At 41.0% G+C, this 13,409-nt stretch carries 15 protein-coding genes and 1 tRNA gene; 9 read left to right on the top strand and 7 right to left on the bottom strand.

All coding sequences use genetic code 11. From position 1 onward, the window contains the following. Window positions 1-8: 8 nt before the first annotated feature. The 3 genes from AN394_RS05210 to AN394_RS05200 form a co-directional block, all read right to left on the bottom strand. Complete coding sequence (locus tag AN394_RS05210; protein WP_054561865.1) at window positions 9-410, bottom strand: DUF3019 domain-containing protein; 402 nt, start codon at window positions 408-410, stop codon at window positions 9-11. Next, the gene (locus AN394_RS05205; RefSeq protein WP_054561864.1) at window positions 400-1,239 is read right to left on the bottom strand and encodes a MipA/OmpV family protein; all 840 of its coding nucleotides are present in this window, start codon (window positions 1,237-1,239) and stop codon (window positions 400-402) included. Before AN394_RS05205 ends, AN394_RS05210 begins: the two co-directional genes overlap by 11 nt. Before the next feature lie 166 nt (window positions 1,240-1,405). Further along, window positions 1,406-2,212 carry a hypothetical protein gene (locus AN394_RS05200; RefSeq protein WP_054561863.1) on the bottom strand — a complete coding sequence of 269 codons (807 nt, stop codon included), beginning with the start codon at window positions 2,210-2,212 and terminating at the stop codon, window positions 1,406-1,408. A gap of 115 nt (window positions 2,213-2,327) precedes the next feature. Here AN394_RS05200 and AN394_RS05195 point away from each other — a divergent pair, with 115 nt between their 5' ends. After that, entirely contained in the window at window positions 2,328-3,476 is a 1,149-nt protein-coding gene (locus tag AN394_RS05195; protein ID WP_055020944.1) for a serine hydrolase, read from the top strand. A gap of 105 nt (window positions 3,477-3,581) precedes the next feature. Here the strand turns inward: AN394_RS05195 and yhbY are convergent, their stop codons facing one another. Then, complete coding sequence (gene yhbY, locus AN394_RS05190) at window positions 3,582-3,878, bottom strand: ribosome assembly RNA-binding protein YhbY (RefSeq protein WP_054562018.1); 297 nt, start codon at window positions 3,876-3,878, stop codon at window positions 3,582-3,584. Window positions 3,879-3,967: 89 nt separating this feature from the next. On the opposite strand from yhbY, the gene rlmE reads away from it, so the two are divergent. The 8 genes from rlmE to AN394_RS05150 all read left to right on the top strand — a co-directional run bounded on the left by rlmE (window position 3,968) and on the right by AN394_RS05150 (window position 11,400). Continuing rightward, the gene (rlmE, locus tag AN394_RS05185) at window positions 3,968-4,597 is read left to right on the top strand and encodes a 23S rRNA (uridine(2552)-2'-O)-methyltransferase RlmE (RefSeq protein WP_054551703.1); all 630 of its coding nucleotides are present in this window, start codon (window positions 3,968-3,970) and stop codon (window positions 4,595-4,597) included. 66 nt (window positions 4,598-4,663) lie between these two features. Continuing rightward, the gene (ftsH, locus tag AN394_RS05180; protein WP_054561861.1) at window positions 4,664-6,604 is read left to right on the top strand and encodes an ATP-dependent zinc metalloprotease FtsH; all 1,941 of its coding nucleotides are present in this window, start codon (window positions 4,664-4,666) and stop codon (window positions 6,602-6,604) included. A gap of 128 nt (window positions 6,605-6,732) precedes the next feature. Next, window positions 6,733-7,581: a dihydropteroate synthase gene (gene folP / locus AN394_RS05175; RefSeq protein WP_054561860.1), complete on the top strand. Its 849-nt coding sequence runs from the start codon at window positions 6,733-6,735 to the stop codon at window positions 7,579-7,581. Beyond that, complete coding sequence (gene glmM, locus AN394_RS05170) at window positions 7,574-8,929, top strand: phosphoglucosamine mutase (protein ID WP_055020943.1); 1,356 nt, start codon at window positions 7,574-7,576, stop codon at window positions 8,927-8,929. Before folP ends, glmM begins: the two co-directional genes overlap by 8 nt. Window positions 8,930-8,998: 69 nt before the next feature. Next, on the top strand, window positions 8,999-9,748 hold the full coding sequence (tpiA, locus tag AN394_RS05165) for a triose-phosphate isomerase (RefSeq protein WP_055020942.1): 750 nt from the start codon (window positions 8,999-9,001) through the stop codon (window positions 9,746-9,748). Between the two features lies 1 nt (window position 9,749). Continuing rightward, window positions 9,750-10,097 (top strand): preprotein translocase subunit SecG, encoded by a 348-nt coding sequence (gene secG, locus AN394_RS05160; protein WP_054551698.1) that lies wholly within the window; start codon window positions 9,750-9,752, stop codon window positions 10,095-10,097. A gap of 76 nt (window positions 10,098-10,173) precedes the next feature. After that, window positions 10,174-10,258 (top strand) — tRNA-Leu (locus AN394_RS05155). 197 nt (window positions 10,259-10,455) lie between these two features. Beyond that, on the top strand, window positions 10,456-11,400 hold the full coding sequence (locus tag AN394_RS05150; RefSeq protein WP_055020941.1) for a hypothetical protein: 945 nt from the start codon (window positions 10,456-10,458) through the stop codon (window positions 11,398-11,400). Between the two features lie 41 nt (window positions 11,401-11,441). Here the strand turns inward: AN394_RS05150 and AN394_RS22150 are convergent, their stop codons facing one another. The 3 genes from AN394_RS22150 to AN394_RS05140 form a co-directional block, all read right to left on the bottom strand. After that, on the bottom strand, window positions 11,442-11,594 hold the full coding sequence (locus AN394_RS22150) for a hypothetical protein (RefSeq protein ID WP_167350228.1): 153 nt from the start codon (window positions 11,592-11,594) through the stop codon (window positions 11,442-11,444). Next, window positions 11,594-12,436, bottom strand: coding sequence for a VOC family protein (locus AN394_RS05145; protein ID WP_235576242.1), 843 nt, complete (start codon window positions 12,434-12,436; stop codon window positions 11,594-11,596). Before AN394_RS05145 ends, AN394_RS22150 begins: the two co-directional genes overlap by 1 nt. A 211-nt stretch (window positions 12,437-12,647) precedes the next feature. Next, window positions 12,648-13,241, bottom strand: a complete 594-nt coding sequence (locus tag AN394_RS05140) for a LuxR C-terminal-related transcriptional regulator (protein ID WP_055020940.1) — start codon at window positions 13,239-13,241, stop codon at window positions 12,648-12,650. Between the last annotated feature and the right edge of the window lie 168 nt (window positions 13,242-13,409).

Here is a 13,409-nt window from a genome sequence, read left to right as displayed (position 1 = left end):
ACTCCTGCTTAGAACAGTCGCCAACGACGTTTCTTCTGACGATTTTGATAGACCCACTGTAATTGTATTTCAGTACTTGCGACAACCTTACCGTTATCACTGCTTATAAGTTCAAAACCTATGGTTTCTGCTGAATCAAATTGGTATCTAAATAAGCCCTTTTGTTGCATCAACCAGCACTGAATAATGTGCTTGCTTTGCGCATTACGTAAGCAGTAGTTACCAACTTGCTGCTGATGCCATGTTAAATCAACTTCAGCGTAGCAATTCCTACCTTCACGCAGCGCTACGCAAGTGTCGGGCAGGGCAACTAACGCATTTTCAATATCTTTCTTGCCTACAGATTGCTGCTCAGCGAGTAATGGCCCTGACAGTAATAAGGTAAAGCACAAGTAATACTTAGAAAACATAACGCACGCCTACCTTGGCTTTATGCTGATACTCTTGAGAAATAATAGGGCTTTGGTGAATATCGTTTGAAAACCAAGTCGATAACCAACCAGTTAAAAACACCCAATGTCTGTTAATTGGGTATTCTGCATGAAATTCAAAAATAAGGCTGTAAGAGGTATCTGGGTTATATACAGGGCGAGTTTCGAGCGCTTCAGCTTCTGAAATGCCAAAGTAGTAATTTGTAAAGTCTGCTGAGTAGGCACTTAAGCCAACGCCAGAGCGAAACTCCCAATTTCGCCAAGGAATGATCTGACTAAAAAACGAATTCATTACCCAGCCATTATGCGCACCTGATATATCATGCAGGTATTCAAATGAAATTTGCGAGTTTTCAAAGCGACGTGATAGGCGAAGACCTACATCAAAGTCGTAGTCGCGTGTTCTGATCCCTTCAAGCTCTTTAATTACTTCGTTACCATAAATATTTAAGCCTGTTTCATCAAAGCCAGATTGAATGTTGGTGCCGACAATATCTAAGCCCCATTCAAATTTATCGATAACGCTGTAACCTAATGTTAAACCGCCACTAAGTTGGCTTTGGTCGTAATCGAGGTAAAAGCTGTCGTAAGAAACTGCGAGGTGTACATCTGGCTCTATGCCATCATTGTAAGAGTCCATGCCTACAAGGTAAGAATCTTCAATGTAGTAACCTAACCCAATGCCCCAGTCCCATGCAAAGCCTTGGCTTGGCTCTAAAGTATTGTCTGCATAATAGCGGTTACTTGCTTGGCTTGTGGTACTAAGCAAGGTTAAACATATCAATAATAGGGCACTGTAAGCTCGCAATGTTGCTTCCTTGTCTGTGAGAAAGGGTAATAGCTTATAGTATATTGTTAAGGAGTTCCTGTAATCTGTAAAAAAATGTAGTAACAGAAATTGGAAGTGTAAGAAAGTGTTGCAAATTCAAGGAGGGAAGCTGTTTGCCTATGGGCAGACAAACAGCAAAAGTTAGTTACTGAACTTTAATTTTATCGATTAAAATGCTGCTCAGGTAGTACTGCATCATAGGTGTAAGTGCACTAATTTCTGTACGGTTACACGGGCCTTGCTCTTTTTTTAAGGCGGTCATTTGCGTGATAGTTTGATAAGCAGGAATCGTCACTTCTTGATTAATTCGCGCCATGCGAGCTTGTTCCGAGTTTTGCTCGTGCACAAAGCTCGCTACTTCAAGCTCATTCTTGATTACTTGCTGTTGTACAAAGCTATAAATAAGGGGTTCACGGTGAAAGCTTGCGCTGTCAATTGATGACTTTGCAAACCACACAACATCACCGGTTTTCTTGTGAGTTAAGCGCATGCTTACTTGACCTAAAATAGTCGCACATTGCTGAACTGGAAACTGTTTTGCAACTTCATCAAATAAAGGCAGAGGCTTTTCTGGTTTGACTAATTGATATTCTGTGTCTTCAATCAGTTCAAGGTCAAGCTGGTGAATAGATAGGGTGTAATCTGCTTGAGTGCCATCTTCTACAACCTTTAATTGTTTGGCTGTAAGTGCTTCAGTCAGTTGCGTGTAAAGTGTATCTGTCACACTGGTTTTGTCGGCAACTATCACCACAGTTTGGTTTTTACTAACTGCATGTGCAGGCAACTGTACTGACTTCACTTTAGGAGCTGCATGCTCTGTTTGATACTCTACTTGAAAGCGTTGGCTTTGTAAGCTTGGTTTCTTTGGCATCGAAAGTAATGGCGCAGGTTCAGGTTTAAGGGCACAACCAGCTGAAATTAAAGTAAAAAACAAAACTACAAGTAAGCGCATAAAGATTAATCTACCCATAAATATTTAAGATTAAGCGTATTGTACGTTAGTCGAGGCAAAAGTTCATGATATTATGTTATAAGAAACTTCCTAAACAGACTTAAAAAAATAAATAATGAAGTACAGCTTATCTTTAATTCCCTTTCTTTTTTCTTTTTTACTGCTTTTTGTTAGCGGAGAAGCTGCTTCGAGTGATAAGCAATGGCAAACTTTCGTTGCTGATTATAATAAACACCTTACCCGTAAGTTAAAAAGCAAAGGGATCCCAGGTGGTTCATTGGCGATTGTAAATATTGGTCATGATGATTTTATTAATGGTATTGGTCGAACAAAAATAGAAAAAGGTCGTAAAGTCGATAAACATACCCGCTTTCGATTGGCATCAGTCTCTAAAACCTTTGCGGGCTCATTAACTGCTAAACTTGCAGCGCAAGGGGAGTTTAATATTGATGACCCAATAAGTAAGTTTATTCCTGCTTTTTCTAATACTGCTTACAAAGATGAGTTAAAAATTTATCATATCCTTAGTCATTCTAGTGGCCTAGTACCTAATGCATACGATAACCTAATTGAGTCGCGTATGAGTTACCCAGATATTGTCGAGCGGCTATTGACTGTTGAGCCTATCTGCAAACCAAGCGAGTGCTACGGCTATCAAAATGTGATGTTTAGTTTGATTGACTCAGTGATTTATCAATCAACACAGATGGACTACTCACATTGGATTTCAGAATATATCTTTGCGCCTTTAAAAATGGTGGATGCCAGTGTTGGTTTTGAGGGGATGGTGAAAGACAATAACTATGCTCATCCTCATGTACGCGGAAGAAAGCGTTGGTATACATCTCGTTTAAAGAAGAATTACTATAAAGTGCCTGCAGCTGCAGGTGTGAACGCCAGCGCAAATGACATGGCTATTTGGTTGAATGCGCAGCTAGGACAATACCCAGATGTATTACCACTCGAAGCATTGATCAAACAAACCCGTCCTTATACACATACTAAAAAAGAAACTCGTCGCCGAGTTTGGCGAAGTCATGTTAAAGATGCTTACTATGGATTGGGTTGGCGTGTTTACAACTATGATGATGAAGTACTTTATTACCACAGTGGTTGGGTTCAAGGCTATCGCAGCGATATTGTAGTATTCCCGCATCTAAACATAGGGTTTAGCTTAGTTCTCAATGCAGAAACAGGGTTAATTAATGAATTAACTACCGAGTTTATTAATCGGGTTCTTAAATACACGCGAGAGCAAAAATAGCCTAGCTAAAAAGTTTAGTTACAAATTAATTCAAAATTATTTCTGCCTACAAAAAAGCCAGCATATTTGCTGGCTTTTTCTGATTCGAAATTTCACAAGGCAGGATTAACCGCGTGGTAATTGAATCTTTTTCTCTTCGCTTTGGCGATACAATACAATTGTATGGCCAATTGTTTGTAGTTTTATTGCGCCTGTCTCGCGAACAATTGCGTCAAAAATCAATGTTTTAGTTTCACGTTCATCTGTAGGAACTTTAACTTTGATTAGTTCATGAATTTCTAGGGCGCTTTCAATTTCAACTAAAACGCCTTCGGTTAATCCGTTTGCACCAAGTAATACAACAGGTTTTAAACTGTGCGCTTGGCCTTTTAAAAACTGCTTTTGTTTGTTCGATAATTTCATCATGTTACAAATTTTGCTGAATATGGCTTGAATTAAGGGTATTCTAACGCCATCTAGAGAATATTACTAATTAGTTACGTATTAATTTTATGGCAAATAAAAAACATTCAGCCAGTTCTAAGCGTTGGCTGAAAGAACATTTCGACGATCCTTATGTTCACGAAGCGCAAAAGAAAGGTTGGCGTTCTCGTGCGGTATTCAAATTAGACGAAATTCAAAACAAAGATAAATTAATCAAACCATCGATGACGGTGGTTGATTTAGGTGCTGCGCCAGGTAGTTGGTCGCAATATTTAGCAGAAAAAGTAGGGGATAAAGGTCAAGTAATTGCTTGTGATATCTTACCTATGGATTCCTTAGCAGGTGTTGACTTCTTACAGGGCGACTTTCGTGAAGAAGCGGTACTTGATGCACTATTGACCCGTATTGATGGAAAAAATGTTGATGTAGTTTTTTCTGATATGGCACCCAATATGAGCGGCAATACATCTGTTGACCAAGCTGGTAGTATGTACTTAGTTGAGTTGGCATTAGATATGTGCCACCAAGTTTTAAAGAAAAATGGTGCATTTTGTGTCAAAGTCTTCCAAGGCGAAGGATTTGATCAATACTTGCAGGAAGTACGTAATAGCTTTAAAGCGGTTAAAATTAGAAAGCCCGATGCATCACGCGCCCGTTCTCGGGAAGTTTATATAGTGGCGACAGGCTACAAACTGTAGTACAGTTGTGCTGCGTTAAGTTGAATTTAAATTAATTGGATACAAGAGGTTAACTCCTTGAGCGATATGGCGAAAAATCTAATACTCTGGCTGGTCATTGCAGTTGTGCTAATGTCAGTGTTTCAGAGCTTTAATGGTGGTGATCAGGCAGATCGCCAAACAAGTTACACTCAATTTGTTAGCGACGCTCGTAGTGGCGCTATCCAAGAAGTCTCAATTGAAAGCACCACAGGTACGATTACTGGTACTAAAACAAATGGTGAGCGCTTTCAAACCATCATGCCAATGTATGATAAAGACATCTTGAATGATCTTTTAAAAAGCAACGTTAATGTAAAAGGCGTTAAGCCAGAAGAGCAGTCATTCCTCGCCAGCATTTTAATCTCTTGGTTCCCAATGTTACTGCTTATTGGTGTGTGGATTTTCTTCATGCGTCAAATGCAAGGTGGTGGCGGTAAAGGCGCGATGTCTTTCGGTAAGAGTAAAGCGCGTCTGATGAGTGAAGACCAAGTTAAAACGACGTTTGCTGATGTTGCTGGTTGTGACGAAGCGAAAGAAGATGTAACTGAACTTGTAGACTTCTTACGTGACCCATCAAAATTCCAAAAACTAGGTGGTAGCATCCCTAAAGGCGTGTTGATGGTTGGTCCTCCTGGTACGGGTAAAACGTTACTAGCTAAAGCAGTAGCTGGTGAAGCTAAAGTGCCGTTTTTCACAATTTCAGGTTCTGATTTCGTAGAAATGTTTGTAGGTGTCGGTGCATCACGTGTACGTGACATGTTCGAGCAAGCTAAAAAAGCAGCACCTTGTATCATCTTTATTGATGAAATCGATGCAGTAGGCCGTAAGCGTGGCGCTGGTATGGGTGGTGGTCACGATGAGCGTGAGCAAACACTTAACCAAATGCTTGTTGAAATGGACGGCTTTGAAGGTAACGAAGGTATTATCGTTATCGCTGCAACGAACCGCCCAGATGTGTTAGACCCTGCGTTATTACGTCCTGGTCGTTTTGACCGTCAAGTTGTTGTTGGACTTCCTGATATTCGTGGTCGTGAACAAATTCTTAAAGTTCACATGCGTAAAGTGCCACTAGGCGACAACGTAGAAGCTGCGGTAATTGCACGTGGTACGCCTGGTTTCTCTGGTGCTGACCTTGCAAACTTAGTTAACGAAGCCGCTTTATATGCAGCTCGTGGTAACAAACGCGTTGTTAGCATGGCAGAGTTTGATGCTGCAAAAGATAAAATCATGATGGGTGCAGAGCGCAAGACCATGGTGATGAGTGAGCAGGAAAAAGAAATGACTGCTTACCATGAAGCGGGCCACGCGATTGTTGGTCGCATGGTACCTGAACATGATCCCGTTTATAAAGTGTCTATCATTCCTCGTGGTCGTGCACTTGGTGTCACTATGTACCTGCCTGAGCAAGACCGTGTGAGCCACTCTAAAGAGCTATTAGAGTCAATGATCTCTAGCCTTTACGGTGGTCGTATAGCAGAAGCACTGATCTATGGTGAAGATAAAGTGACAACCGGTGCAAGTAACGATATTGAACGTGCAACCGATATTGCTCGTAAAATGGTTACTCAATGGGGTCTAAGTGAAAAACTAGGTCCATTACTTTACGCTGAAGATCAAAACGAAATGTACATGGGTGGCGGCGGTAGCCGTGCTATGAGCATGTCTGATGAAACTGCAAAAGTGATCGACACAGAAGTTCGTTTATTCTCAGATCGTAACTACCAACGTGCAGAGCAAATCCTTAAAGATAACATTGATATCTTACATGCGATGAAAGATGCACTTATGAAGTACGAGACGATTGATGCGGGTCAAATTGATGACTTAATGGCACGTCAGCCTGTACGTGAGCCACGTGATGTTCATGACCGCCGTTCAGATGATAAAAAGCCAGCTCCTTCTGCTGCAAAAGTTGTCGAAAACGACACAAAAGAGCCAGAAGAATCATCAGAAACAAAAACAAATGTTGATGACAAAGCCGAATAGTCGGTACAATTAGACACAGAAAGGCCCCGCTAGTCGGGGCTTTTTTATTTCAAAAAATGCGCAATTTTCAAACTGTTATCTAGAATAATAAATGCGCAATTGACGCTAATTTATAGCATAGGTGTTCAATGACCGTTCTTAACTTACCTCGAGGTCGCACATTACACCTCGATTCCCCAGTGGTGATGGGGATTTTAAATGTCACTCCAGATTCATTCTCTGATGGCGGTAGTTATTGCCAGCTAGACAGCGCTGTCAAACAAGCTCATGCGTTATTAAATCAAGGCGCAAAAATAATTGATATAGGTGGTGAGTCTACCCGCCCAGGGGCACCTGATGTATCTCTTGAAGATGAGCTTGAACGCGTTATTCCTTTAGTTAAAGCGCTTAGAGCAAGCAGTGATTGTATTATTTCGATTGATACCAGCAAGAGCGAAGTAATGCGCCAAGCGATAATCGCAGGAGCTGACATCATCAATGATGTTAGAGCGTTACAAGAACCTGGTGCAATTGAGGTACTGGCACAATACCCAGAGGTGGCAATTTGCTTAATGCATATGCAAGGTCAGCCTCGCACTATGCAAAGTAACCCGCATTATAATGACTTGTTTAATGATATTAATGAGTTCTTTGCAGAGCGTTTAGCTGTGTGTGAGCAAGCGGGCATTCAGCAACAACGTATTATTTTAGACCCGGGCTTTGGCTTTGGTAAGACTTTGGCTCATAATTATCAAATACTTAAAGAGTTTAATATATTTAATAAATTCAATTTACCAGTACTAGCAGGCCTTTCTCGTAAATCGATGATTGGTAATTTATTAAATAGAGACACACATGAACGCTTAGCGGGAAGCCTTGCCGGTGCGCTGATAGCAGCACAAAATGGCGCAAAAATTATTCGTGTTCATGACGTACAAGAAACAGCTGACGTGCTAGCGGTTTGGCAAGCATGTGATCGAGGAATTTCAAATGAGTAACACAAGAAAGTATTTTGGCACAGATGGTGTTCGTGGCATGGTGGGTGAGTTTCCAATCACACCTGAATTTGCTTTAAAGTTAGGTTGGGCTGCAGGGCGTGTATTATCAAAAATTGGCACAAAAAAAGTCATTATTGGTAAAGATACCCGTATTTCTGGCTACATGCTCGAAACATCACTTGAGGCAGGTTTAATTGCTGCTGGTATTGATGTTGTTTTGTTAGGCCCAATGCCGACACCAGCTGTTGCTTATTTAACGCAAACTTTCCGTGCTGAAGCGGGTATTGTGATTAGTGCATCTCATAACCCTTACCATGATAACGGTATTAAGTTTTTCAGTGGTCGTGGTTTAAAGCTTGCAGATGAAGTAGAACTTGAAATTGAAGCCATGATGGATGAACCAATGACCTGTGTTGCTTCTGATAAGCTTGGTAAAGCGCGTCGTTTAGAAACTGCTGATGGTCGCTACATTGAATTCTGCAAAAGCCAATTCCCGCAAGGCTTATCGCTTGAAGGTTTAAAAATTGTTCTCGATTGTGCTAACGGTGCTACTTATAACATTGCACCTTCAGTAATGCGTGAACTAGGCGCGGATGTTATCTGCCATGCCTGTGAGCCAAACGGGGTAAATATCAACTTAGAGTGTGGAGCAACTCATGTTGAAACGCTTAAACGCAAGGTATTAGAACACAATGCCGATGTTGGTATTGCCTACGATGGCGATGGTGACCGAGTAATGATGGTTGACCATAATGGCCGTGTATTTGATGGCGATGACATTGTCTATATCATTGCTTGCCAAGCTGCAAATGACGATATTTTAGGTGGTGGTGTCGTTGGCACTGTCATGTCAAATATGGGTCTTGAGAATGCCTTAAAGGCTCGTGGAATCGAGTTTGCTCGCAGCAAAGTGGGTGACCGCTATGTGATGGAGCTACTTCAAGAGAAGGGTTGGAAAATCGGCGGCGAGAGCTCAGGTCACGTATTAAATCTAGATTTAATTAGCACAGGTGATGGCATTATCTCAAGCTTGCAAGTATTAGCAGCGATGGTAGCGCAGAATAAAACATTGCAAGACTTAGGGGCTGGCTTTACAAAATATCCAATGAAAATGATTAATGTGCGCTACCCACAAGGTACTGATCCAACGCAAGATCAAACGGTGATTGATGCTGTTGCACAAGTTGAAGAAAAATTAGGTGATACAGGTCGTGTATTACTTCGTAAATCAGGTACTGAACCTGTTGTGCGAGTAATGGTTGAAGCTGAACAGGAAAAAGTTGTCCTTGATAGCGCACGTAAAATAGCCGCAGTTGTCGAAACTGTGAGCAAACAAACCGAGGCATAACAATAACCTCTTGTAACTTTGGGCAAGTCGAGTTAGTATCTTGCCCGCTTTCTAATGTGGAGTGGAATAATGGCAACACGTAAGCCGATGGTCGCAGGTAATTGGAAAATGAACGGCTCTCTAGAGCTTGTTGAACAGTTATCAACTGCTATCAAAAATGTTCAATCGGATGAACTGGATATAGTGGTGTTTCCACCATTCCCATTGTTGAGTTCTTTGCAGCAACAAAACGTCACGTTTGGTTCGCAAACAGTCTCTGAAAACCAAGCTGGTGCTTTTACTGGTGAAGTTGATGCTCAGCTAGTCAAAGACCTAGGCGCAGCTTACACTTTGGTTGGTCACTCTGAACGTCGTAGTATCTACGGTGAGTCAGATGAAGTTGTTGCAGATAAGTTTGCGCGAGCGCAGCAAGTTGGCTTAACTCCTATCCTTTGTGTGGGTGAAAGTGAGCAGCAACGTGAAGCAAACGAAACTGAATTAGTGGTTGCAGCTCAAATTGATGCTGTAATTAGCAAATTAGGTGTAGCAGCACTGAAGAATTCTGTGGTAGCATACGAGCCCGTTTGGGCCATTGGCACAGGTAAGACTGCCTCTCCTGAGCAAGCGCAAGCCGTGCACAAGTTTATCCGCGAGAAGATTGCTTCTTCAGATAGCGACGTAGCACAGCAATTAACCATCTTATATGGTGGTAGCGTGAATGAAAAAAATAGCGAATTATTATTTGCACAACCAGATATAGACGGCGGCCTTATTGGTGGCGCGAGTCTTAAAGCAGATTCATTTACTGCTATCTGTGAAAGTGCAAAAGGGACCGTATAAGATGTACGAAATTTTATTAGTAGTTTATTTAATTGTTGCTTTAGCATTAGTTGGTATGGTTTTAATCCAACAAGGTAAAGGCGCAGATATGGGTTCATCATTTGGTGCTGGCGCTTCTGGTACCGTATTTGGCTCATCAGGTGCTGGTAACTTCATGACTAAAACAACAACAATCTTAGCGACGATCTTCTTCGTACTAAGTATTGTTCTAGGTAACCTTACTGCAGGTCAAATCAAAAAGACTGATGAGTGGGAAAACCTAGAAGCTGCGCCAGCTGTTGAAACTGTAACGCCAGCACAATCTGATGTGCCTGCGACAGAAGATAAAACGTCTGACGTACCTAACTAATTAGCTTTGCTAATTATCGTTAAGCAGTTTTCATTCCTCAAGTAAACGTAAAGCTTAACAACATACAGAATTGTATGCGGATGTGGTGGAATTGGTAGACACGCCATCTTGAGGGGGTGGTGGCTTCGGCCGTGGGGGTTCAAGTCCCCCCATCCGCACCAAAATTAAAAAGCTGTAACTCACAGAGTTACAGCTTTTTTCGTTTTAGTGCTTCATAAAACAAAATGCGCACCTTTATAGTGCTTTTATTCTAATGTCATTCCCGTTCACGAAATTAACTAATTGATTATTAATTGAAATAAAAATTGGAGTCTTCCTTGCTTAACTAGAGTGGATATCACTACTTTGAGGAAGCAAGATGGCCAGAATGAGTTATTTAAGTGCTATAGAACGCTATGAAGAGCAACAACAGCTTATTCATGAACTTCTTCTTTCTATACTTGCCAGTGTTCAGGCATCGTTGACTAACAAGCAAGCCTACCAACAGCTCGTCAATCAATATCCATTTCTAGAATTGCAATATTGCTTGAATGAACAAGGCATTCAGCAAGGTGACAATGTTTGCTTTAAGCGTCAGTACAACAAGAAACTGGGTCATATTGGGGCTGGGCAGGACTTAAGTGCTCGGCCTTATTTTTTACTCGCTTCGTCAACACCCGTGCCGCATTTTACTTCGCCATATATTTCGACTGCGACTAAGCACCTTTGTATCTCAGTGATCAAAACAATCCCTTCAGGCAACGATAAACAGCAGTTTTTGGTTATCGATGTGTGTTTAACAGAACTGATTGAATTTATTATGGGAGACACCAAGCGAGCAAGAATGACACCTTACTTTAAGGTGGGTTATGGCTTGATTGTCGCTTGTTTGTTCTGCTTGGTGTTCTATCTGTTATATAAAGTATTTGCCGGAATGGCGGACTTAGTCTTAAGCGAAGACACCCAGTCAGACCCGCTTAAACCATTTACTATTATTATCTTTGTTACTTTAGCGTTGGCTATTTTTGATTTAGGCAAAACAATTCTAGAAGAAGAAATCCTCATGCATAAGGATATTTTTCGGCACAGCTCAACAAGACGAACGATCACACGCTTTATCTCAACAATTTTGATTGCAGTATCGATAGAAGCCTTACTAACCATGTTTAAAGCAGCACTCGGGCAAACTGAGTATGTTATACCTGCTGTATTGATGATGTTTGCTGTGGTAGGTCTGTTGATTGCACTGGCAATTTACGTTTACCTAGGCGCCAAAGCTGAAGATGTGCTGACCCAGGTACGGCGCTTAAAAGTAAAACACTAATGATAGGGCGCTTTGTTTAAAACGCAGCGCCCTGAAATTGATTAAAGTGTACCGCCAATGCCAATACTTGGGTTAACGTACACAGGACCTACTTTAAATGGCGCATTAATATCTAGGCTTGCATAGGGGGTGCAGGCATTTAAAGCTAACATTGCAGCCGCAAGAGCAGCTAAGCGAATCATTTTTTTATTCATTACATTTGCTCCTGAATTACAATACCAGCACCCGCTGGATCACGAATAATGGCGACGCTGCCACTTCGTACTTTGTCATTTGGTGCCATTAGAACTATGCCGCCTGCGGCAGTTACTTTTAATAGGGTCGCGTCAACATCGGCTACTTTAATGTAATTCACCCATGTGTTGCCTATCTCGGCATCTGGTTTTTTTACAAAGCCAATCGCAGGTGTGCCATTTAAGGCTAAGTAACTGTAATTGCCATTATTAAGCGGTTTATTTTGTGCTGAATAATTACCAAGTGATTGGTAAAAGGCTTTGCTCTGCTCAGGGTTATCACTCCATACTTCTTGCCAAATCCAGCCGTTATCGGTTTGATGCGTTTCAGGGTCACCATTAACAGTATTGATCAGTGAAAAAACAGCCCCTTGGGGGTCTTCTAATACAGCAATAGTGCCACGGCCTTTAATTTCGGTACTGCTTACTAAGACTTTACCTCCGGCTTTGATAGTTTTTTCACTGACGGCAGCGATGTCTTTACTACTGATAAGGCTCAACCAGTGGCTAGCATTTTGCTTATTATCAAGTTCAGCCATGCCTGCAATTAATTTTCCGTCTAAGGATGCCAGCGTATAGCTATCGTTAACGGCTTGAAACTGCCAACCAAATACACTGCCATAAAATGTTTGAGATTGTGCCAAATTGGGTGTAATCAAATCATGCCACACAACGTGACCTGAGTTTTTTGTTCCTGAATCACTGATTGCAGGTAATTCACTTGAGGTAAGCTGGCAACCTGTCAATGAGACCGCTGTGACTGCCATTAAAATTGTGGCGCGTAAGGGGGTGAGTACTTTCAAAGTTTGCTCCTTGCAAAATGTGGTCAAGTAAAAGCATAGACCATTATTTGTTTGTTATTCAATCAAAAACGATTTTCCCAAAAGGCAAAGAGTTAAATAATTATTTTGCAAAAATACTTAAAGCTTTGAGCAATGCTGTATAGCGCATGTTATAGGCGCTAGGATGGAAACAGAATTATGAGGCTGTACCAAGTTACAACTTAATTGCAATTTAGCCCGCAAGCTTATTGAGTTTGTCTATATTTCTTTCGCACCACTGCAAGGCTTTTTGTTTGTTTTTAACATTAATTTTTTGGTAAATCTTGTGCAAGTGAACTCGCACCGTCGCTTCGCTAATAAATAAAGTATCGGCGATTTGAGGGCAGGTCGCGCCAGAAGAAAGCAAGTGCAGTACTTTAGATTCTTTAAACGTTAAGTTATTTGATTGAATTTGATTTTTTTGCTCAGTTTCGAGCATTTCTCTCATCCATTTATCGCTTACTGTTCTTGGAAACCACAAGGCTCCCTTTTTAATTTCTTGTAGCCCTTGTTCAAAAATATCAGTTTTGGTGTTTTTGAAAAATAACCCTTTTAGCTTTGGCCAGTCTTTTAATGGCAGCACATCCGCTCTATCAGGCATATTAAAAATTACCAGATGATGATAGCCATGAACCTTCATAAATTCACTTATTAATTCACGGTTGGTTAAAGTGTCTAAAGAGTCGTAATTAAGCAGCAGAGTTTTATCATCATTCGCAATACAGTAGGGAAGAGTCGAAGCAGGTGATACAGAATCAGCCGCGCTTTTATTAAAAAGAAAATCCATATTCACGCCAAAAACTATCGATAAATGATAACAAGTAAATTGTGTTGCTGATTATTACGTTTAAAAAATGAAATTCCAACAGAGGAAAATTTTGCGCACATTTTTGTTTAGTTAGCTTTTGCCAACTTGGCTGCACTTAATTAAACATTACCTGAGCTAGGTACTCTT

It is taken from the genome of Pseudoalteromonas sp. P1-26 (genome assembly GCF_001401795.1).
Classification (GTDB): domain Bacteria; phylum Pseudomonadota; class Gammaproteobacteria; order Enterobacterales; family Alteromonadaceae; genus Pseudoalteromonas.
This window is presented reverse-complemented; position numbering and strand designations above follow the sequence as displayed.